The sequence below is a fragment of the Rhizobium phaseoli genome (assembly GCF_003985125.1).
GTDB lineage: Bacteria > Pseudomonadota > Alphaproteobacteria > Rhizobiales > Rhizobiaceae > Rhizobium > Rhizobium phaseoli.
The window spans coordinates 70,983-91,525 of sequence record NZ_ML133575.1; the positions used below are offsets into that span (position 1 = coordinate 70,983).

General features: G+C 61.5%; 23 protein-coding genes. 7 read left to right on the plus strand and 16 right to left on the minus strand.

All coding sequences use genetic code 11. The features are described from left to right. Nucleotides 1-325 precede the first annotated feature (325 nt). Complete coding sequence (locus EFD56_RS19115) at nucleotides 326-2,242, plus strand: O-linked N-acetylglucosamine transferase, SPINDLY family protein (protein WP_064826944.1); 1,917 nt, start codon at nucleotides 326-328, stop codon at nucleotides 2,240-2,242. 129 nt (nucleotides 2,243-2,371) lie between these two features. Here EFD56_RS19115 and fliP read toward each other — a convergent pair whose 3' ends face one another. The 13 genes from fliP to flgF form a co-directional block, all read right to left on the minus strand. Then, nucleotides 2,372-3,109: a flagellar type III secretion system pore protein FliP gene (gene fliP / locus EFD56_RS19120; RefSeq protein WP_004672297.1), complete on the minus strand. Its 738-nt coding sequence runs from the start codon at nucleotides 3,107-3,109 to the stop codon at nucleotides 2,372-2,374. After that, nucleotides 3,106-3,612 (minus strand): flagellar basal body-associated FliL family protein, encoded by a 507-nt coding sequence (locus EFD56_RS19125; RefSeq protein WP_037114479.1) that lies wholly within the window; start codon nucleotides 3,610-3,612, stop codon nucleotides 3,106-3,108. Before EFD56_RS19125 ends, fliP begins: the two co-directional genes overlap by 4 nt. Nucleotides 3,613-3,624: 12 nt before the next feature. Next, nucleotides 3,625-4,341, minus strand: a complete 717-nt coding sequence (gene flgH, locus EFD56_RS19130) for a flagellar basal body L-ring protein FlgH (RefSeq protein WP_011424030.1) — start codon at nucleotides 4,339-4,341, stop codon at nucleotides 3,625-3,627. Beyond that, nucleotides 4,338-4,877, minus strand: coding sequence for a MotE family protein (locus EFD56_RS19135; RefSeq protein WP_016734780.1), 540 nt, complete (start codon nucleotides 4,875-4,877; stop codon nucleotides 4,338-4,340). The genes flgH and EFD56_RS19135 overlap by 4 nt, the downstream gene beginning before the upstream one ends. After that, complete coding sequence (locus EFD56_RS19140; protein WP_012482683.1) at nucleotides 4,874-5,995, minus strand: flagellar basal body P-ring protein FlgI; 1,122 nt, start codon at nucleotides 5,993-5,995, stop codon at nucleotides 4,874-4,876. The genes EFD56_RS19135 and EFD56_RS19140 overlap by 4 nt, the downstream gene beginning before the upstream one ends. Next, a complete protein-coding gene (gene flgA, locus EFD56_RS19145; RefSeq protein WP_037114475.1) occupies nucleotides 5,992-6,474 on the minus strand; it encodes a flagellar basal body P-ring formation chaperone FlgA in 483 nt (160 codons plus the stop codon). Before flgA ends, EFD56_RS19140 begins: the two co-directional genes overlap by 4 nt. A gap of 17 nt (nucleotides 6,475-6,491) precedes the next feature. Continuing rightward, entirely contained in the window at nucleotides 6,492-7,280 is a 789-nt protein-coding gene (gene flgG, locus EFD56_RS19150; protein WP_010023131.1) for a flagellar basal-body rod protein FlgG, read from the minus strand. A gap of 19 nt (nucleotides 7,281-7,299) precedes the next feature. Further along, nucleotides 7,300-7,641 carry a flagellar hook-basal body complex protein FliE gene (gene fliE, locus EFD56_RS19155; RefSeq protein ID WP_126905978.1) on the minus strand — a complete coding sequence of 114 codons (342 nt, stop codon included), beginning with the start codon at nucleotides 7,639-7,641 and terminating at the stop codon, nucleotides 7,300-7,302. Nucleotides 7,642-7,644: 3 nt separating this feature from the next. Continuing rightward, a complete protein-coding gene (gene flgC / locus EFD56_RS19160) occupies nucleotides 7,645-8,061 on the minus strand; it encodes a flagellar basal body rod protein FlgC (protein ID WP_004672289.1) in 417 nt (138 codons plus the stop codon). A 5-nt stretch (nucleotides 8,062-8,066) separates the two neighbouring features. After that, nucleotides 8,067-8,459: a flagellar basal body rod protein FlgB gene (gene flgB / locus EFD56_RS19165; RefSeq protein WP_004672288.1), complete on the minus strand. Its 393-nt coding sequence runs from the start codon at nucleotides 8,457-8,459 to the stop codon at nucleotides 8,067-8,069. Nucleotides 8,460-8,633: 174 nt separating this feature from the next. Continuing rightward, nucleotides 8,634-9,176, minus strand: coding sequence for a hypothetical protein (locus tag EFD56_RS19170; protein ID WP_012482678.1), 543 nt, complete (start codon nucleotides 9,174-9,176; stop codon nucleotides 8,634-8,636). A 2-nt stretch (nucleotides 9,177-9,178) separates the two neighbouring features. Then, nucleotides 9,179-10,573: a flagellar protein export ATPase FliI gene (fliI, locus tag EFD56_RS19175; protein ID WP_126905979.1), complete on the minus strand. Its 1,395-nt coding sequence runs from the start codon at nucleotides 10,571-10,573 to the stop codon at nucleotides 9,179-9,181. Between the two features lie 3 nt (nucleotides 10,574-10,576). Next, nucleotides 10,577-11,311, minus strand: coding sequence for a flagellar basal-body rod protein FlgF (flgF, locus tag EFD56_RS19180; protein ID WP_004672286.1), 735 nt, complete (start codon nucleotides 11,309-11,311; stop codon nucleotides 10,577-10,579). 253 nt (nucleotides 11,312-11,564) lie between these two features. Between flgF and motA the strand changes: the two genes are divergently transcribed. The 6 genes from motA to EFD56_RS19210 all read left to right on the plus strand — a co-directional run bounded on the left by motA (nucleotide 11,565) and on the right by EFD56_RS19210 (nucleotide 16,860). After that, nucleotides 11,565-12,437, plus strand: coding sequence for a flagellar motor stator protein MotA (motA, locus tag EFD56_RS19185; protein ID WP_012482675.1), 873 nt, complete (start codon nucleotides 11,565-11,567; stop codon nucleotides 12,435-12,437). Further along, nucleotides 12,438-13,385: a FliM/FliN family flagellar motor switch protein gene (locus EFD56_RS19190; protein ID WP_126905980.1), complete on the plus strand. Its 948-nt coding sequence runs from the start codon at nucleotides 12,438-12,440 to the stop codon at nucleotides 13,383-13,385. A gap of 65 nt (nucleotides 13,386-13,450) precedes the next feature. Beyond that, the gene (fliN, locus tag EFD56_RS19195) at nucleotides 13,451-14,038 is read left to right on the plus strand and encodes a flagellar motor switch protein FliN (protein ID WP_010003290.1); all 588 of its coding nucleotides are present in this window, start codon (nucleotides 13,451-13,453) and stop codon (nucleotides 14,036-14,038) included. A 27-nt stretch (nucleotides 14,039-14,065) separates the two neighbouring features. Beyond that, on the plus strand, nucleotides 14,066-15,106 hold the full coding sequence (gene fliG / locus EFD56_RS19200) for a flagellar motor switch protein FliG (protein WP_004672278.1): 1,041 nt from the start codon (nucleotides 14,066-14,068) through the stop codon (nucleotides 15,104-15,106). 228 nt (nucleotides 15,107-15,334) lie between these two features. Beyond that, nucleotides 15,335-16,414, plus strand: a complete 1,080-nt coding sequence (gene flhB / locus EFD56_RS19205; RefSeq protein WP_029531633.1) for a flagellar biosynthesis protein FlhB — start codon at nucleotides 15,335-15,337, stop codon at nucleotides 16,412-16,414. 5 nt (nucleotides 16,415-16,419) lie between these two features. Then, entirely contained in the window at nucleotides 16,420-16,860 is a 441-nt protein-coding gene (locus tag EFD56_RS19210) for a hypothetical protein (RefSeq protein ID WP_004672272.1), read from the plus strand. Nucleotides 16,861-16,918: 58 nt separating this feature from the next. On the opposite strand, the gene visR is transcribed toward EFD56_RS19210, so the two are convergent. The 3 genes from visR to fliF form a co-directional block, all read right to left on the minus strand. Next, nucleotides 16,919-17,665 carry a transcriptional regulator VisR gene (gene visR, locus EFD56_RS19215; protein ID WP_012482671.1) on the minus strand — a complete coding sequence of 249 codons (747 nt, stop codon included), beginning with the start codon at nucleotides 17,663-17,665 and terminating at the stop codon, nucleotides 16,919-16,921. Between the two features lie 8 nt (nucleotides 17,666-17,673). Further along, a complete protein-coding gene (gene visN / locus EFD56_RS19220) occupies nucleotides 17,674-18,420 on the minus strand; it encodes a transcriptional regulator VisN (protein WP_097541242.1) in 747 nt (248 codons plus the stop codon). A 383-nt stretch (nucleotides 18,421-18,803) separates the two neighbouring features. Beyond that, nucleotides 18,804-20,495 carry a flagellar basal-body MS-ring/collar protein FliF gene (gene fliF / locus EFD56_RS19225; protein WP_012482669.1) on the minus strand — a complete coding sequence of 564 codons (1,692 nt, stop codon included), beginning with the start codon at nucleotides 20,493-20,495 and terminating at the stop codon, nucleotides 18,804-18,806. Nucleotides 20,496-20,543 lie beyond the last annotated feature (48 nt).

Genomic DNA, 20,543 nt, shown 5'->3' on the forward strand with positions numbered 1-20,543 from the left:
AACCCGTCATGTCCAGGGCAATCTCGCAGCCAATGCTTGCCAACTTCTTAAAAATCGAGGTGCCGTGCCGGCTCCTTACATCGCATAGTTAATGCCGGCTGAATCTATTCGTTCACATGCTAACATACCGGGAAAGAAGCCGTTTTCCCTCGGGAACGGAAGCGTCGTCATCAGACGCACCGGTTTCAAGCAAGCTTCGAATGCCAATGTGGCAGGTGCCGGGATAGCACCATCGGATCATCCACCCGCTTTCGGGGAGGACGGCCCGTACCTGCGCCGGGCGATCGACAGCCATGCCAGAACATTTCCTTCACGGAGTTGGGTTTTGAACAGCAAAGTTTCGTTCTCTGCGGCATCCAGAGATTATCAGGCGGGCCGCTACACACAGTCCCTGGCGACGCTCAACCAGCTCATGGATATCCAGCAGGACGCCAAGACCTACGCGCTGCTGGCCAAGAACCTCGTGCAGCTCGGCTTCAAAGCCGATGCCGCGAAAGCCTATGGCCTGGCCGGCAATTGCGAAGGACCGAACGCCTACGAATATCAGAAGCAGGCTGCCAAGCTCTATTACGAAACCGGCAGCGAGGACGAAGCGCTGCTGATCGCCATGCGCAACCTCACCAGGGCGCAGGAAGATGCCGAGCTCGCCTTCATCATCACCGCGATCTATCTGAAGCGCCAGCAGCGGGATATCATCCGCCCGTTCAAGACGGTGCTGTCGGAAAGCATGAATCCCGATCATATGCGGCTGGCGGCCCTGCTGCTCAGCGACGATCTCAACGACGCAACCAACCAGACGCTTGCCCGCAACCTCTTCAAGCGTTTTCCGGGCAATCACGCCTTTCGCTTTCTCCACCTCGTTTTCGCTCGCGAGTTCAATGATTTCGAAGAGGCCGCCAAGCATCAGGCGGCAATCGACGGAACCCTGGCGAAGGGCGATCTCGATATCCTGCGCAAGGACAACCCCTTCTATCATCTGCACTGGTGCGGCAACGAGAATTTCAACCGATATGCCACGATCGGCACGACCCCACTCAACCAGGACCGGGTCGCCTCCCGACGCAACCAGCCGCACACCTGGTCGAACAAGATCCGGATCGGCTACATGTCGTCGGACTTCTGGGATCGCCACGCGACGATGAAGCTGTTGCAGCGCATTCTCGAACTGCACGACAAGGACCGGTTCGAGGTGACGCTCTTCTGCCATACCGGCCCGGAATATCTGAAGCACAATGACACCGACCGCAGCCGCTGGGGCAGGATCGTCGACATTCACGGCTTCTCCGACCAGGCGGTTCTGGCAATCGTGCGTGAGCACAATATCGACATCATGGTCGACCTGAAGGGCCATACGTCAGGCAGCCGGGCGGCCGCCTTCAACCAGCCGCTCGCACCCGTGCACGTCGGCTGGCTCGGCTTTCCCGGCAGCACGGTCAACATCGACCTCGACTACGTCATCGGCGACCATTTCGTTTTGCCCGAAGTGGCAAAGCCGTTCTACCACGAAAAATTCTGCCGGCTGCCGGAGAGCTATCAGCCGAACGATCCGCTGCATCGTCCGAAGCCGCGTCCGGTCACCCGCGAGCAGCTCGGCCTGCCGGAAGATGCTTTCATCTTCGCCTCTTTCAACGGCAACCGTAAGATCACCCCTGAGGTCGTCAACAGCTGGTGCCGGATTCTCAAACGGGCGCCGAACAGCGTGCTATGGCTGATGGCGAATTCGCCACGCAACCAGGCGAACCTGTCGAAGCACTTCCAGACGGCAGGCATCTCGCCGAAGCGGATCATCTTCTGCCCGCGCGCACCCTACGACCAGCATATAGACCGCCAGCAGGCGGCCGACCTCGGCATCGATACTTTCCCGGTCAACGGCCATACGACCACCTCGGAGCAGCTCTGGGGCGGCCTGCCGGTTCTGACCTTCAAGGGCACCAACTTCGCCTCACGCGTCAGCGAGAGCCTGCTGCAGGCGATCGATCTGCCCGAACTGGTCGCCGGCGACCTGCAGGCCTACGAGGATCTCGCCGTCGAACTGGCGCAGAATCCCGGGCGGATCGCGGAATACAAGGCGCGGCTGAAGGAGAAGCGTTATATCGCGCCACTCTTCGACGCCGAACGTTTCTGCAATCATCTGGAGCAGGCCTACGAAATCATGGCCGACCGCGCCAGACAGGGCCTCGCCCCCGAGCATATGGACATTCCGGCGCTGCCGCCGCGCACCGCCCCGTTCGCTTCCGAGTAAGGTTCGACCTGGATGAGAAACCCCGCCGGAGCCATCGTTCCGGCGGGGTTTCCTATTGCAAAAACTCAATGTGTTATGGCGTCCTTTGTGCGTCTGAAACGCGCGGCGCGGTAAAGACCTGGCCAGCGATCAGCTGAACGAGCGCACCAGGCTGCCGACCAGCAGGTTCCAGCCGTCGATCAGCACGAAAAAGAGAATCTTGAACGGCAGCGAGATCGACGTCGGCGGCAGCATCATCATGCCCATCGCCATGGTGATGGTTGCGACGATGAGATCGATGACGAGAAACGGCAGCACGACGAGGAAGCCGATTTCGAAACCGCGGCGGATCTCGGAAATCATGAAGGCGGGGATCAGCACCCGATAATCGATCGGATCGGTCGTCTGGATATTCTGGCCGCGTTCACGCGCCAGATCGACGAACAGCGCCAGATCCTTGTCGCGGGTATTGGCCGCCATGAAGGTACGGAAGGGCTCGGCGATACGCTGGACTGCCTCGGTCTCGTTGATCTGGTTGGCAAGCAGCGGCTGCACGCCGTTCTGCCAGGCCTGATCGAAGGTCGGCGACATGACGTAGAAGGTCATGAACAGCGACAGCGACAGGAGGATCATGTTGGAGGGGGTCGAGGAGATGCCCATGCCCGAACGCAGGATCGAGAAGGCGATGACGAAGCGCGGGAAGCTCGTCACCATGATCAGTATGCCCGGCGCGACCGAAAGCACGGTCAGCAGGCCAAAGGTGCGGATGATCCAGGCGGCGACGGAGCCGTCGACCGGCACGTTCAACAAATCCGTCGGCAGCTGCTGCGCCACCGCCAGTTCCGGTACCGCCATCATGGCGGCTAGGAAAATTATAAATCGAATCATTCGATGACAAATGTCCTGAACATGACCTTCGATACTCGCCCTTGCGAGCGAAGGTCAACACGTTCCTGGATGTCATCCTTGAGATATTGAAAGCCCCGCGGCCCCTCGATCTGCTGGAGGGAAACGGTCCTGATATAGGCCAGGATATCCTGGTGAATATCCTCGGCAACCTTGACGTCAGGCGGCCCGTTGAACAGCAGCGCGACTTCCAGCCGCACCCAGTTTTCCGAGGGGTAGGCGAGGTTCGAGGTGATCGGCTCGAGCTGGACGACGTTGTTGGCCTCGGTCGAGATGTGCGCCAGGCCTTCCTCGGCCTTCTTCTTGGCCTCGGCGTCCTTGGCCTCTTCGGCCTCCTTGGCGACCTTGATCTCGGGGGCGACGATCGTGCCGACCGCCCAGCCGCCGCCGGCGCCGAGCAGGGTCAGGACGGCGACGCCGATAATCGTCATCAACGTGCCGGATTTCGTCTTCGGTTGACCTGCGCTTAAGTCTGCGTCTGCCATCGTCGTTCGGCCTCAAAGCGGCGAGAAAAGGTCGACGGCCTGCTGGCCGCGCGGAGGCTGCTGCACTTCCATCAGGCGGCCGCGGCCGCCATAGGAGATGCGGGCTTCGGCGATCTTGTCGTAGGAGATCTGGTTTTCCGCATTGACGTCCTGCGGACGCACGATACCGGCGACGTTCAGGATGCGCAGTTCCTGGTTCAGGCGCACCTCCTGTGAACCCGAGATGACGAGGTTGCCGTTTTCGAGGATGCCGGTGACGACGGCGGCGACCAGCAGGGTGAGCTTGTCGGTGCGCTCGATCTTGCCCTTGCCGTCGGTGCTGGTGTCGGAGCCGTAGGTCAGATCGGTCTTGGATTCCGGCGTCCAGCCGAAGATCTGCGCATTGACGTCCCAGTTCATGCCGCTCGAATTTTTTCGGCTGCGGTTGGTCTCGTTGTCGAAGGAGGCCTTGTCGTTGATCTGGATGTCGACGGTCAGGATGTCGCCGACATTGAGAGCCCGCGCATCCTTGAAGAGGGCTGCCTGCGAATCGCTCCACAGCGAATAGCCCTGCGCGACGGCGCGCGGCTGCTTCGGATAGAGCGCCATCTGCGGCGTCTGGCCATAGGCAAGGCCGCTGCCGATCGGGCTCATGGCGGGCGCGCGGCCGATCTCGCTGACCGCCGTCGGAGACTGGCAGCCTGCAAGGAGTGCGAGGGCGGCGATCGCGGCCGGGAAACGCATGTTCATGAAGGATCCTTCGACGTATTGGGATCGGACGCACTGGCGATGATGCTGGCGATGGCCGCCGCCTTCTTCGCGTCCATCTCATTGAGGATGAGGCTCGACTGGCGCGGGCTGAGCCGCATGATCACGGCGGAGGCCACCTCGATGTTCATATCCTGCAACTGCAGTGCGGCCGCATCCGGCTTCATCTTCTTGTAGATTTCGGTGAGACCAGCCTCTGCCTGCTTCAGGAAATCGTCGCGCCGCTTCAGCCAGTCCTGGTATTCAGCCTTGCGCTTGTCCATCTCGGCGACGCGGGCGTCGATGTCGGCGCGAAGCTTTTCCAGCTCCTGCTTCTGCAGGAGGTAACGCTGATCGCGGGCGGGATCGGCGATGTTGGTGCAGAACTGCTTGATCTCGTCCTGGGAGGTGATGTCTCCCTCCGGATGCTCCTGCGCGAAGGCGCCGGGGATCGACAGCAGCACGAGGCCTGCCGCCGGCAGCGCCAGCCGGCGCAGCAGCTGCAGGACTGTCATCTCGTGGTTCAGGATCGTCTTCATTGCAGCACAAGCTCCGCCTGCAGGGCGCCCGCCGACTTGATGCCCTGGAGAATGGCGATGATGCCATCCGGTTTGACGCCGATATTGTTGAGGCCGGCGACGAGGGTCCTGAGGTCGGGACCGTCAATGATGGCAACGCGTCCGCCGGTCTGCTCAGCCGCAATATCGGTCTGCGGCTGGACGGCGGTCCGACCGCGCGAGAAAGGCTCGGGCTGGATGATCTGCGGCGTCTCGGTGACCTGGACCGTCAGGGTGCCGTAGCTGACGGCGACCGGCGAAACGCGGACATCGGAGCCGATGACGATCGTTCCGGTGCGCTCGTTGATGACAACCTTGGCCGGCGTATCGGTTTCGACGATGAGATTCTCGACATCGGCCATCAGCCGGGTGAGATCGGCCGTGCGCGGCTTCTGGATCACCACTTCCTGCGAATCCTTGGCTTCGGCGACCGGGCCGCCGAAGCGGGCCGAGGCATAACCGTTGACGATATCGGCGATGCGGATCGCCGTCGAGAAGTCGGGATTGCGCAGCTGCAGGACGAGATTGACCGAATCCTTGAAGCGGGAGGGCAACTCGCGTTCAATGATGGCGCCGCCGGGCACGCGGCCGGCGGTGGTCACACCTTCGGTCACGGTCGCCGCCTGACCCTGTGCCTGAAAGCCGGAGACGATAACGGCGCCCTGCGCAACGGCGTAGATCTGGCCATCGGCGCCGGAAAGCGAGGTCATGACGAGCGTGCCGCCGCGCAGCGACGTCGCGTCGCCGAGCGAGCTCACCGTCACGTCGATCCGGCTGCCGGGGCTTGCGAAAGGCGGCAGGTTGGCGGTGACCATGACGGCGGCGGTGTTCTTGGCGTTGGACTGGCCGCCCTGCGTCGAGATGCCGAGATTCTGCAGCATCGCCCGCATCGACTGCTCGGTGAAGGGCGAAGAGCGGAAACCGTCGCCGGTGCCCTGCAGGCCGACGATAAGGCCATAACCGATCAGCTGATTGTCGCGGCCGGCCTGGAGGGAGGCGATATCCTTGATGCGCGACGTCAGCGCCCAGGCGGGCGCGACGTCGGCCAGGCTCATGGCGAGAACCGCGACAAGCGTCAGGAAACGGAACAACAATCTCATTTTGCCCTCACATGGACCGTGCCGTCCGCAAGCACCGTGCCGCTGACGATCACACCGGAGTCCATATTGCGTGCGCGGATGAGCTGCCCGGTGGCGCCGTCTTCGAGCGGCGTGCCGGCGGCCGAGATCGTCATCGGGCCGAGCGAGAAGACCAGGCGGATCGAAGAGCCGCGCGTCACCGTATAAGGCTCGCGCAGGCCCGAAACAGCAATGGTGCGGCCCGGCAGCAGCGTGCGCTTGGAGACAAGGCCTTCGACCTGGGAAATGGATTTGGCAAAATCGCCGGCAAGGTTGGGGTTGGTGACCTCGACCTCCTGAAGCTGGCTGGCCGACAATGTATCGCCGGGGTAGATGATTGTCGTCGGGACGACGGCATAACCCATGCCGGCGTCGGCGCCTGCGGGCACCACGATGCCCGCGACTGCGATCATGGCTGCCGCCACCCATCCCGAGATGTGTCCTGCCCGGCAAAACATCATGTTTTCGGCCCTTCCCTTTACTTCAGGTTCTTGCTGACGATGGAGGCCATTTCATCAGCGGTGGTGATCACCTTGGAATTCATTTCGTAAGCGCGCTGCGCCGATATCAGCTCGGTGATTTCCTTCACCGGATCGACGTTCGAAGATTCCAGATAACCCTGCTTCATGTAGGCGAAGCCTTCCTCGTCGGGATTGCCGACAACGGCCTCGCCGGAGGCCGCCGTTTCCTGGAAGAGGTTGTCGCCGATCGGCTGAAGGCCCGCCTCGTTGACGAAGTCGGCAAGCGTCAGCTGGCCAAGCACGGTCGTATCCGTGGCGCCCGGCAGCTTGACCGAGACTTCGCCGGAGCGGCTGATGGTCAGTTCGGTCGAGCCTGTGGGAATAGTGATGCCGGGAAGGACCTCGTAGCCGTCAACGGTGACGAGCTGGCCCTGGTCGTTCTTGTTGAAGGCGCCGGCACGGGTATAGAGCGTGGTGCCATCGGTCGACTGGATCTGGAAGAAGCCCTTGCCGATCAGCGCCACGTCGAGATCGTTGCCGGTCTGGGTGAGTTCGCCCTGGAGATGCAGATTGCGCACCGCAGACGTCTGAACACCGAGACCGATATTGGCGCCTTCCGGGACCACGGCCTGGTTGGCGCGGTTGGCCACACCCTTGGCGCGTTCGGTCTGATAGAGCAGATCCGTGAACTCGGCGCGGGCCCGCTTGAAGCCTGTCGTGTTGATGTTGGCGATGTTGTTGGCGATGACTTCCAGATTGGTCTGCTGGGCATCCATGCCCGTTGCTGCAATGGCGAGCGCTCTCATGTGTTCGTCCTCAAATCAGTTACATCTGCATCTTGGTGACTTCGAGAAAGGCCGAGACGACCTTGTCGCGGATGGCAATCGCAGTCTGCAGCGTCTGCTCGGCTTGGAGCATGGAATCGACGACTTCACGCGTCGTCGCCGTACCCTTGATGCCGGCAAAGGACATGCTTTCGGCGCCCTTCAGGCTGTTGACGGCGTCGCTCGCCATATTGCCCATGACGGAGGCGAAGCTCATGCCGTTGGCCGCACCCGCGGTGCCCGGCATGGTCGCTGCGGACGATGAGGCGGAATTCTCGGTCTCGACGGCACCGAGCGCGCGGGTCATCGAAAGGTTGCTGACATTCTGGACGCTGCTGATCATTTATTATTGGCTCTTCAGAAGATCGATCGTTGACGAGATGAGGTCGCGGGTCTGCTTGATGGTCTGCAGGTTGGCATCGTAGGAGCGGTTGGCTTCGCGCATGTCGGCCATCTCGACCAGAACGTTGACGTTCGGCAGCTTGACGACGCCCTTGGCGTCCGCCGCCGGATTGCTGGGGTCGAATTCGGTGCTGAAATCGCCCTCATCGACGCCGACCTTCTTGACGTTGACCGTCTCGACGCCGCTTACGTGGTCCATCTGCTGGCCGAAGGTGATCGTCTTGCGGCGATAGGGATCGGCGCCGGGCGTGTCGCCGGTCGAACGGGCGTTGGCGATGTTTTCCGAGACGATGCGCAGACGCGTCGATTGCGCCTCGAGCCCCGAACCGGCGATTTTCATAGCTGCGGAAAGCGGATCCATGACAATTACTTCCTGACGGTCATCAGCATCATGCGGTTGAAGGAGCTGACCAGCGAGGTGTTCAGATCGTACTGGCGTTTGATGTCGCCCGACTTCGAAAGCTCCTCAGCCAGTCCGACGGTGTTGCCGGATTCCTGAATGCCGATCTCCTGGTCGAGCGCCGCATCCTTGACGTCGATATCGCCGGTCTCGCTGAAATCGTTGCCGCTGAAATGCGCCGGGTTGGTGCGCGTCATGGTGATGTCGGACTTATCAAGCACGGCATCGAAGGGCGTGACGTCCTTGGCACGGAATTTCGGGGTATTGGCATTCGCGATATTGCCGGCAACAACCTGCTGACGGATCGTCAGCCATTCCGCCTGTCGCGAAGCCAAGTCGAAAAGTTGGATCGGTTGCATGAGAACTCTCCGTTTTTACTAGCCCGAACCTAGTGCGGTAATCTTGCGTGGGACTTACCGGAAATCGGGCTTGGCGGCGCTTTCGGCGAGGTCGCACAAGAGGGGCCGCATAAGAGAAAGGGCTCCTGCCGGTCTGCGGCGGAGCCCCTGTTGCCTTCGGCTTTGCGAAGAGGTTCAGTCGTTCTTGTAGATCTCACCCTTGGAGGTGATGATCACCCATTTGCCGTCCCGCTGCTCCAGCGTCGCAAGGCGGCTTTCGTCGGGCAGGATCGAGCCGATGCGCACCACATACATGCCCGAGGGATCCTCGATCAGCGCCCGGCCGTTGGAGACATGCAGCAGGCGGAAGGAAGACTTGCCGGGGAAAGGCTGCTCTTCCAGCAAGTCACCGCCATCCCGCGCTTTGCCGAGATCGGAGACCGTTGCCGTCGTCAGCGGATCGACCGGCGGAACCTTCTTGGCTGCCTCGTTCTTGTTGACCATGGCCAGCGGCGAGACGCTGAAGACGTTGCGGGCCGGCCAATCCGGCAGTTCGCGCGAATTGCTGCTGGCGGCGACATTGATGCCGAACTTGTCGGCGTTGAAGAAAACGTACCAGGGGAAAAAGGCTGAAGCGCCGGCAAGCGCCAGGCCGGTGTAGGTGAGAAACCGATCCAGCATCGCGCCTTTCCTGCGCTGCTTCAGCGAAGCGATGCGTTCGTCGTCGAATTCAGCCACGTCTATCTCCTCTGGATGGGTGCGCCCGGATTGCCCATGCCGGCTGCGGCTTTCAGCGCGCCGGCGAGGTCAGCAAAGGCGTCGACCGACTCACGATCGCCCGGCGCCTGTTTCAGGACGTCGTAAATGATGGGGACCTGCTTGACCGCCATGTCGAGATCGGGATCGGCGCCCTGGCGGTAGCCGCCGATCAGGCGCAGGTCCCGCGTCTCCTCGAAGCGGTGGATCAGCACTTTCAGCCGCGACACCAGCTTCTCCTGGTCCGGCGTCCAGGCCTTGCGGGCAAGACGCGAGATCGAGGCGAGCGGATCGATCGGCGGATAACGCCCCTCTTCGGCGAGGCTGCGCTGCAGGACGATATGGCCGTCGAGGATGCCGCGCGTCGAATCGGCAATCGGGTCGTTGTGGTTGTCGCCGTCGACGAGGACCGAGATGATCGCGGTAATCGTGCCGGCGTCTTCGGGGCCGGGACCGGCGCGCTCGAGCAGGCGCGGCAGTTCGGTGAAGACCGACGCGGGGTAACCGCGCGCGATCGGCGGCTCGCCGGAGGCGGTTGCCACCTCGCGGATCGCATGGGCGAAACGGGTGACGCTGTCGACGATGAAAAGGACGTTCTCGCCCTTGTCGCGGAAATGCTCGGCAATGGTGATCGCCGTCAGCGGCGCCATCTTGCGCAACATCGGGCTCTCGTCGCTGGTCGCGACGACGGCGATCGCCTTCTTCATGTTGCTGCCGAGCGTATCCTCGATGAACTCGCGCACCTCGCGACCGCGTTCGCCGACGAGCGCGATGACAACCTTGTCGAAGGCGTCGGCACGGGCGAGCATCGACAGAAGCGTCGACTTGCCGACACCGGATCCGGCGAAAATGCCGAGGCGCTGCCCGAGGCAGAGCGGCGAGAAGATGTCGATCGCGCGCACGCCGGTCTTGAATCCTGTTCCGACGCGTTGGCGGGTCATCGACGGCGGCGCGGTGTTGGAGATCGAGCGGCGATCGAGGCCCTCGACGATCGGGCCCTGCCCGTCGATCGGCTCGCAGAGCGAATTGATGGTGCGCCCGCACCAGCTGTCGGACGGCGAAATGCGGAAAGCGCCCTTGCGAATGACGGTATCATGGATGCCGATCGGCTCGCCGGGTTCGATCGGGCAGACGTAGATCAGCTCCGGCTCGACGCGGACGACCTCGCCGAGATGGACGCCGGAGGCGGATTTATGCGCCACGAACTCGCCGAGACGAACATGGCGGGAAAGGCCGCGAACGGTGTAGTGGCCGGCGGCAATGGTCTGCACGCGACCACCATGGGCCACCGCGAAGTCGGGCGATGCATATTGGTCGACGAGACCCGCCAGATGCGCCAGCGTCGGGGAAAGGCTGTCCTCGGCCAGTAGCGTGCTCATGTTTTAGCGGCTGCCTCCAAGCGTCTGGACGGCTTCCTTGAACGAATCCTCGCTGTCGCGCATCAGCGACGAGATGCTTTCGAAGGAGCGGTTGACCTCGATCAGCTGGGTGATCTCGCGCATGGCGTTGACGTTGGAGTTTTCCAGATATCCCTGCTCGACGCCGACATTGAAGCGGTCGACCACGGCGCGCGGCTGATCGGTGGTCATGATGCCGCTGTTTTCGTAGCGCAGGTAGCCCTTGCTGATATCGGCCTCGAACAGCCCGAGCGATCCGACCTGGCGGCCGGCCTGATAGATGATGCCGTCGGTGCCGACCGCCGGCTCGCCGGCCTTCGTGTCGAGCTGGATCGGCGCGCCGCCGGCGTCGAGAACCGGATATCCCCGGATCGAGACGAGCTCGCCGGTTTCTTTCAGGGTGAAGCGGCCGTCGCGCGTCAGCACGCGGCCGGCCGGCGTATCGAGCGAAAACCAGGCATCACCCTTGACGGCGAAATCGAGCATGTTGCCGGTATGCTGCAGCTCGCCGTTCTGCTCGTTCAGATAATCATTGCCTTGGGAGACGAAGGCGACTTTGGTGTTCAGCTTGTTCTTGGTGGCCGCCACCATCTCGTCGAACTTCACCTCGGTGGCGCGAAAACCGGTCGTGTTCACGTTCGCCATGTTGTCTGCGATGGTGTTCAGGCGCTTTTCGAGCGCCATCTGCGACGACAGAGAAACATAAAGACCGGATTGCATGTCGGAACGCTCCAAGCATTGGCGATGAACGGAACGAAAAGCCGGGCGTCGTCTGATCTGGTTCGGCCGGAATTTCGCTGAGGCGGCATCTCAGAAACGGGCGCGAACGCCCATTCGTCTCCTTCAGATTGACGGCAGATGCTTGCGCGAAGCTGGTACGCTGAAATGCCCGCATGCGGCCTTTTCATCAGCCTCACGCAAGGCAGAAACCCTATCCGTCTCAAAGAAAAGCAACGTTCAGATTGGGCTGACGATGAACATCATTATCGGATTTATAGTGACTTGCGGCTGTGTCGTCGGCAGCTTCATGGCGATGGGCGGCCACGTGGAGGCTCTGTTCCAGCCCTTCGAATTCGTCATCATCGGCGGCGCCGGCCTCGGCAGCTTCATCATGGCCAATCCGATGAAGGTGGTGAAGGATTCCGGCAAGGCGCTCGGCGAAGCCTTCAAGCACGCCGTGCCGAAGGAGCGCAATTATCTCGATACGCTCGGCGTGCTCTATTCGCTGATGCGTGACCTGCGCACCAAGTCGCGAAACGAAATCGAAGCCCATATCGACAATCCGGCCGAATCGACGATCTTCCAGCAGGCACCCACGGTTCTGAAGAACAAGGAGCTGACGGCCTTCATCTGCGATTATGTCCGCCTGATCATCATCGGCAACGCGCGCAGCCACGAAATCGAGGCGCTGATGGATGAAGAGCTCAACACCATCATGCACGACAAGATGAAGCCCTACCACGCGATCCAGATCATGGGCGATTCCTTCCCGGCGATCGGTATCGTCGCGGCCGTTCTCGGCGTCATCAAGGCGATGGCCCACATCAACGATTCGCCCGAAGTGCTCGGCCACCTGATCGGCTCGGCGCTGGTCGGCACCTTCCTCGGCATCCTGTTGTCCTACTGCGTCTGCTCGCCGCTGGTCTCCCAGATCAAGGTCGTCCGCAACAAGCAGCACCGCCTCTACGTGATCGTCAAGCAGACCTTGCTGGCCTACATGAACGGTTCGGTGCCGCAGGTCGCTCTCGAATACGGCCGCAAGACGATCTCGGCTTACGAGCGTCCGTCCATCGACGCCGTCGAACAGGAAATGATGAACCCAGGCGGCGAAAACAAGGCGGCTTAAATGACCATGAGCGATGCTTCGCATGACAAACCGGCAATGGACCCCGCCCTTCTCGCCAAGCTGACAGGCGGGCTTGGCGACAGAGGCCGCGTGTCCAAGATCTGCAGCGCCTTCGGAGAGGTCTACAGCGAGTTCTTTCCCGATGTCATCAAAAGCGAGACCGGCCTCGACGTGACGGTCAATTATCTCGGCTGCGAGATCGGCTACAAGAACCACCTGGTCGATGATCTCAGCGCCAATGTCACCCTCGTCGATGCGACGTTGCGCAACTGGTCGCAGAACATCACGCTTGCCTGCGGCAATGGTTTCGTCATCACGCTGATGGAGCACCTGCTCGGCGCCACCGCCGATACGATCGAGGAACCGGCCGACCGGCTGCTCTCGATCATCGAACTCGATCTGGCGGTCATGGTGTTCGACAAGATCGCCAAGGTACTGCGCTCGGCGGTCAACGCGCCGGGCGGTTTCGAACCGAGCCTTTCGGCCCCGCACGCCCCTGACGCGCGCCCCCGGCCGCCGGAAGACAAGCCGGACGAATTCGCCGCCGCCATCAACATGTCGCTGACGCTAGCCGGCATCGTTTCGGAATTCTCGCTGATCGTTCCGCAGACGGCGCTGCTGAAGACCAAGGTGACGGCCCCGAAGCCGAAGCGTCAGGCCGCCGCCTCACCTGAATGGAGCGAACAGCTCGGTGACCAGGTGCGCCGCTCGCATGTCACGCTCGAGGCCAGGATCAGGCTGCAGGATCTGACGCTGCGGACGATATCGAAGCTGATGGTCGGCGACGTCATCCCCTTCCGCGACAGCGGCGACGTGCGCGTCGAGGTCAGCGCCAACAGCAAGGAATTGTATGTCTGCGAGTTCGGCCGCTCAGGCGAAAACTACATGGTCCGCGTCAAGGATACGATGAACTCGGATGACGAGCTCATCCGTCATTTGATGAATTAGTCGGTTCTCTGGATTTTGGGCTGCAAAGGCAGTTTGAGGCAAGTTTCAACTGGAATAGTGATTTCATGGCAACGAAGAAAACACAGCAGAACAGCGACCTCTCCCTGGATGTGCCGGGCAGCGAAGCGGATCTCGACCAGGCGATCGACGATCTGCGCGGCGTGCTGAAGCAGGACGCCGATGGTGACCTGTCGCAATTTGGCGGCGACCTGGAGAATGATGCCTTCGGAGCAGGAACGGATCTGGCTGCCTTCGGCGGCGAGATTTCGGATTCCCCTTTCGGCGGCGATGATTTCGGCGGCGATTTCGGCGCTGGCAATGCCAGCCCGGCCGCAGGCATGGATTTCGGCGACAGCTCTTCGTTCGAGACGTCACCGGCGCCGCTCGGCAGCGCGCTGACTTCGAATTTTGAACTGATCATGGACATTCCGATCGATGTCCAGATCATGCTCGGCACCAGCCGGATGCAGGTCTCCGGACTGATGAATCTCAACGAAGGTGCGACGATCGCTCTCGACAAGAAAATCGGCGAACCTGTCGAGATCATGGTGAATGGCCGCAGGATTGCACGCGGCGAGATTACGGTGCTTGATAACGACGACACCCGATTCGGCGTAAAACTGATAGAAGTTTTGAGTACGAAAAAAGCCTGATCCCTGTGGGGACGGAGAGGTTAGACCATGATGGACTTTGACGATTTCGGCGGCGCGCTAGCCGGGAAACCGTTGACCCAGGCTGAAAAGGCGGCGGCGGTCCTTCTCGCCATGGGAAAGGGTGTCGCCGGCCGGCTGTTGAAATATTTTACCCAGGCCGAGCTGCAGACCATTATCGCGTCTGCCCAGTCGCTGCGCGCCATTCCGCCGGACGAACTGCTGTCGCTCGTCTCCGAGTTCGAGGACCTCTTCACCGAGGGCGCCGGACTGATGGACAATGCCAAGGCCATCGAGGCTATTCTGGAAGAAGGCCTGACTCCCGACGAGGTCGACAGCCTGCTCGGCCGACGCACGGCCTTCCAGGCCTACGAGACCTCGATCTGGGATCGCCTCAGCGAGGCGGAGCCGGCATTCGTTGCGCAGTTCCTGCTGCGTGAACATCCGCAGACCGTCGCCTATATCCTTTCGATGATGCCCTCCTCCTTCGGCGCCAAGGTGCTGCTGCAGCTTCCCGACAACCGTCGCGCCGACATCATGAACCGCACGGTGAACATGAAGACCGTCAGCCCGAAGGCGGCGCAGATCATCGAGAACCAGGTGATGACGCTGCTTGCCGAGGTCGAGGCAGAACGCAACGCAGCCGGCTCGACGAAGGTCGCCGATCTCATGAACGAGCTCGACAAGCCGCAGGTCGACACGCTGCTCACCTCGCTCGAATCGATCAGCCGCGAATCGGTCAACAAGGTTCGCCCGAAGATCTTCCTCTTCGAGGACCTCATGTACATGCCGCAGCGCAGCCGCGTCCTGCTGCTCAACGACATTTCGACCGATGTGCTCACCGTCGCGCTGCGCGGCTCGCCGGCCGAGATCCGCGAATCGGTTCTCTCCGCCATCAGCCCGCGCCAGCGCCGCATGATCGAATCGGATCTGCAGAGCGGCATGGGCGGCGTCAATCCGCGCGAGGTCGCCATTGCCCGGCGCGCCGTGGCGCAGGAAGCGATTCGCCTGGCCAACTCAGGCCAGATCGAGCTCAAGGAGAAGGAAGGCGACGCTTCGGCAGCGGCCTAATCTTCCGATACTGTTGACAAATCCGGCCGCCCGAAAGGCGGCTGTTGATCGCCCTGCAACAGACGATTACCCTTCATCGATAGGCCGCGCTCTATAGCGTGTCGCAGAAAACCCGGTTTTCGCGACGCGCTACAGCTCTTTGTTTGGGTGCATGTCGTCATCCCAAAACCGCTGCCCTTGGGTGGCATGCATTCGCTGCGGCCTGTTTCTTTGACGGAGGGCCGCGACTTGGCAGACGATGACAAGGACAGCAAAACAGAAGCCCCGACCGCGAAAAAGCAAACCGACGCCGCGGAAAAGGGCAATGTGCCGTTTTCGCGCGAGCTGTCGATCTTCGCGACCATCCTTGCTACTTTCATCTATCTGGTGTTCTTCCTTCCCGAAAACGTCGGGCGCATGAGCGAAACGCTGCGCGACATTTTCGAGCAGCCCGACCAATGGAAGATCGAGACCGGACCGGACATACTGGCGCTCTTCGTCCGCCTGGGCTGGGCAAGCGCTGCGCTGCTGGCGCCTGCCTTCATCCTGCTCATGGTTTTCGGCATCGCCTCCTCGATCTTCCAGAACTTGCCGACGCCGGTGCTGGAGCGCATCCGGCCGCAGGCTTCGCGCATCTCGCCGATGAAGGGCTGGTCACGGCTCTTCAGCCTGCCCGGCCTTATCGAGTTCGGAAAGTCGCTGTTCAAGGTCGTCGTCGTCGGGGTGATCCTGTTCTTCGTGCTCAGGAGCGAATATTTCGGCTCGATCGACGCGATGTTTTCCGATCCGCAGACGATCCTCGTCAGGATGATGACGGCGATGCGCAAGATCATCATCGTCATGCTGATCGCCACCGCAATCGTCGCCATCGCCGATTTTTTCTGGACGCGCCATCATTGGTTCACCGAACTCAAGATGACGCGTCACGAAGTGAAGGAAGAAAACAAGCAGGCGCAGGGCGATCCCTTCGTCAAAAGCCGGCAGCGCTCGCTGATGCGCGACCGCGCGCGCCGGCGCATGATCGCCAACGTGCACCGGGCAACACTCGTCATCGCCAACCCGACGCACTACGCCGTGGCGCTGCGTTACGCGCGTGAGGAGAACGACGCCCCGGTGGTGCTGGCAAAGGGCCAGGACCTCATTGCGCTGAAAATCAGGGAGATCGCCGAGCAGAACGGCATCCCGGTGTTCGAAGATCCGCCGCTTGCGCGCTCCATGTTTGCGCAAGTCTCGGTCGATAGTGTCATACCGTCAGTCTTCTATAAGGCCGTTGCGGAGCTCATCCACAGGGTTTACGCCGCAGACGCCAAGAACAAACGGGTAAGATAAGCCGAATGAAAAAATGCCCTCACTCTGCCCAGCGTGAAAAGATCCTCGCAGACGCGATCAGCCCGGTCGCCACCGAACTGCGCCTTCTGGATGCTTCTGACCTTATTTCACTGCTGCGCTTCGAGTATTACGGCAATCTGGCCGATCTCGTTGCTTCGGCCGCGGAGCTTTTCTTTCATCCGGGCACGGTCAATTTCGGCCTGGGCGGAAACTATACGTTGGAATGGGGCGGCAAGCCGGAGGTCGTTCTCGACCTGGAAATCAAGCCGCGCGGCGTCACCGTCTATGCCCAGCTCACTCTTGCCGAGGATCATGCCGGCATCGAAATCAACCACATCGCCTTCCAGGATCCCTCTCCCGACCCCGACGAGAATACCGTCTTCCTGGAAAGGAGCCTTCGGCAAGCCCGTTACAGCCTGAAACCGCCGCGGGCGCTCGCCAGCTGAGCGGTCTTGATCAATCAAGCTTTGGCGCCGTCTTGCGTGAACGCCGGCAGGCGCTGCCTCAACTGATGTAGCCGAGCCGGATCGCCTTGGCGATCGCCTGGATGCGGTTGACGGAATCGAGCTTGATCGTCGCCGAGCCGAGATAGGCGTTGACCGTGTGCACGGACAGGCCGAGCTTTTCGGCGATCTCTTCGCTGATGCGCCCGTCGCCGGCAAGCTGCAGACAGGCGATCTCACGTTCGCTCAGTGCTTCGGCGGCGGCCGTGCGGCGCTCGTCGAGCGAGAGCAGATCCATCATGATATGGCAGCAGCGACCATGCAGTTCGACGATCATGTCGCTTGAAGGGTCGATGTCATCGCCGGTAAACAGAATGAAGCCATTGCCGACGGCGCCGAGTCGCACCGGAAAGGCAAGGCCGGAAAAAGGCAGGATGCCATCCCTCAGGCGCGTCATGAACGGCGCGAAGTCGGCCGGTCCGGGGGCCGCCCGGTCATGGGCACCGGCCCATGAAAGCGGCAGCAGCGACTTTTCGATATGGTCGAGAAGGATATCGCCATAGGCATCCGTGAAGGCCTTGCCGAAACCGGCATTGGAAGATCCCCAGTTCTCGAGCTCGCAGACGAGGCGCTGCTTCGCCGGCAGGCCGGAGCCGCTGACGCGGTAGATCGCGAAGCCCTGGGCATCGGCGAGTTTCTGCATCGCGATCAGCCGCGGAAAAAGGTCGGACCGGCTGGAGATCCTGTTCACCCGCACCATGCGGAGCGGATCGGCGCCGTTCATCACCCTGCTTGATGGATGCCCCATGGATCCCCCTATACGAGATTGTTACGGACCGCGAAGGCAATGGCCTCCGACCGGGTCTTGGTCGCCGTCTTGCGCATCACGCTGGTGATGTAGTTGTTGATGGTGTTGCGGGAGATTCCGAGGATCATCGCGATCTCGTCGCTGGTCTTGCCTTCGGCGATCCAGAACAGGCATTCCAGCTCGCGGTCGGTCAGCTCGAAATCACGGTCGACCCTGGCGCCGCCGCAGCGAAGGAAGCTCGCGACATAGCCGGCAAGCAGACCGACATCCCGCAGCCGCTCCGGCGACAGGATAAACCCTTCGCCGAACAGGAACATCAAGGCCAGCCGCGAGCGGCCGACATTGAAAGTCAAAGAACAATATTGGCGGCTGGCGCCCTCCGGCACGGCGGCGCTCTCGGGCAGCAGCGCAAAATTCGGCTGGAAGACCTGCATGCATTTTTCCAGCTCGGTGGAGCGGGCATAGCCGCCGACGAGATCGTTGGCGATGTCCTTGACCAGGTCGAAGGGCCAATCCGAGGAGACGACGAAATCGAGGCCGCTTTCCTGGATGAGATCACAGCGCGCCAGCAGATAGTGCGAAGCGCCGACATATTCCGTCAGGGCGCGCAGACCGGACTGCAACCTGCCAGTGCTGGCGACGCTGTGCAGCCGCTGAATCAATTCATCGCGCGGCAACAGAGCCGGCGCCACTGCGCTTGCGAAATTCATCATCTGCTTCTCGCCTTTGCTCGCCTGAAATATGGTCATATCCATTGGCAACGTCCTGCGGCTGAGAAACGATCACACTCGGTGCAACGGCAATTTTTCTGTAAAGGATTCAATTCATGTCCCGCTGGAATCCCATTTCGAATCACCCAAGGGTAAGCCAGCCGATGTAAAGTACCATCTCCGACTTCTAGGGATTTACTTTCTCCGCCGTCCATGCCCTGATTCGAATGCCGATCATGCCTCTCAAGACATAGTGGAGGCTACGGTGATTCTGGCTGTACCGCAACTTGATTCGCGTTTTACGCGAGTGAGCTTCGGCAGCTTTATCCACCAGCCGCGGGCCTTACTGACCTTTGTGGGGCCCGGCAAGACCCCATACCGGAAAGATCCGGTATGGACGTGAAAAAGGCCGGTTTCCCGGCCTTTTCTTATGCTGCGTCGTCGATCGCCCATTTCCTGAGGATTTTCGCGGCGCGCTCCTCGTTGATCTCGACCATGCGGGCGAGCTTGCGTTCCGGGCCCTCCTTGACGCGGCGGTTGAAGTTGCCGTCGTCGTCGCCAAGGCTGAGCAGGTCCTCGGTGCTGTCGAAGCCGAAGTCGGATCCGAAGCCGTCCATGAGAGCGCCTCCGGGCGCGCCTACCGCCGGCGCGAAGTCCGGCAGCTCGAGCCCGGCCGCTTCCGGCGTGGCGTCGCCGAGGACCGCGCTTGCACCATTGCCGCTGACGCTGCGGACCAGCGGGCGCAGGCCCATCCAGACCACCACGAAGGCGACGGCGACGAAGGCGAGCGAGTTGATGATGCCGGCAAGATTGCGGCTCAGCATGTCCATGACGCGGACACCGCCGGTAGCGTCTTCGAGCAACTGATTTTCGAGGAAGTCCATGGCGGTGACGGTGACGACGTCGCCGCGCTTGGCATCGATGCCGGCCGCCGAAGCGACGATCTTCTGCATTTCAGCGAGATAGGCGTCGATCTTGGCCTGATCGGCCGGCTCGCCGACCATCTTGGCGATACGGCCCTTGTTGACCACCACGGCGATCGACAGCTTTTCGACCTTGTAGCTGTTGCGGGTCGTGGCCGTCGTCCTGCTGTTGATTTCGTAGTTGGTCTGCTCTTCGCGCTTGTCGGACTTGTCCTGCGATTCCGGGCCACTGGCGCCGCCGGCGTCAGGAGCTGCCTGCGGAATGTTCTGTTCGACGGTCGTCGCGTTGTCGGACTGCTTCTGCTGCGACTGCTGGGCTTCCTTGGTCGAGCGTACCGAGCGTTCGACCTTGGATTCGGGGTCGTAGGTCGTTTCCTGGATCTGCTGGGCGTCGGTGTTGAGGTCGGCGGTGACGCTGGAGCGGAAGTTGTCCATGCCGAGGAACGGCGCCAGCGCCTTGTCGATGTTGGATTCGACTTCCTGCTGAACATTCTGGACGATGTTGAGCGAGCGGTTGAGCGAGCTGTTGCTCGCCTCGTCGCCGGACGCGAGCAGCTGACCGGCGGAATCGAGAATGGTCACGTCATCGACGTCGAGCCCCGGCACGGCCGAGGCGACAAGGTGGCGGATCGAGGTCGCGGCGCTGCGCCCGGTGGCCGCACTCGCACGAATCATGACGGAGGCCGTCGGTTTCTGCTCCGCCTTCCGGAAGTTCCCGACCTCCGGCATGACAATATGCACGCGCGCGGCTGTTATGCCCGAGATCGACTGAATGGTGCGGGCGATTTCGCCTTCCAGCGCCCGAACCCGCGTTACTTCCTGCATGAAGGAGGTCAGGCCGAGCGAGCCGACATTGTCGAAGAGTTCGTAACCGGCATTGGCGCTGTTCGGCAGGCCGCGCTCGGCAAGCATCAGGCGGGCCTTGCCCGTCATGCCCGCCGGTACGGAGATGCTGGCGCCGTCCGTGCCGACCTGAAAATTGATGTTGGCTTCGGCAAGCGCCATGCTGATCTGGTTGAGATCGGGAGCGTCGAGGCCGACGTAAAGCGTTTCCTGTGCCGGTTTGTTGACGAAAAGAGCGGCCGCAAGGATGATTGCTATGGAAAGGGCGCCGACGCCTCCCAGAATCATCAGGCGCGTCCGGCCCAGGGCGCCAAAGTTCTTAAATATCTGAACTAATTGATTTAACAGATTCATTCTGTTCTCGCACGATCCGTCAAAGACAAAGCAGGCTTATTGCCTCAT